Source organism: Flagellimonas beolgyonensis, from assembly GCF_003992615.1.
Taxonomy (GTDB): Bacteria; Bacteroidota; Bacteroidia; order Flavobacteriales; family Flavobacteriaceae; genus Flagellimonas; species Flagellimonas beolgyonensis.
The window spans coordinates 324-709 of the sequence record NZ_RZMY01000011.1; the positions used below are offsets into that span (position 1 = coordinate 324).

Below are 386 nucleotides of genomic sequence, written 5' to 3' on the forward strand. Positions count from 1 at the left end.
CAACAATGCCGATGTCTCCGCACTCTCCGTTGGAAACGACACCCCCGTGGCCGACAACCAACAAGTTCAAACGAATCTTCCTGTTGACCTTTGTGCACCAGCACCCACCATAGAACTTTTAAAAGTGGGCGAGGTCAACATCGACGATGACAACAATGGCTGTTTGGATGGCATCACCTATACCTTCACCGTGACAAACATCGGCAACGTGGACCTGCACACCATCGATCTGCAGGATGACCAGATAGATGAGCCGGCACCCGTATTGCTACCCAATGAGGACGATAACAACGATGGCATTCTGAGCATTGGCGAGGATTGGGTCTTCGAGGGCACCCATGCCCTGATACAGGCGGACATCGACAACGGATTCGTGGTCAACAATG

The 386-nt window shown here is 52.3% G+C and carries 1 protein-coding gene; it reads left to right on the top strand.

The annotated features are described in order from the left end of the window. A partial coding sequence (locus EO131_RS06475; RefSeq protein ID WP_470295067.1) for a DUF7507 domain-containing protein occupies positions 1-386 on the top strand: 386 nt, incomplete at both ends.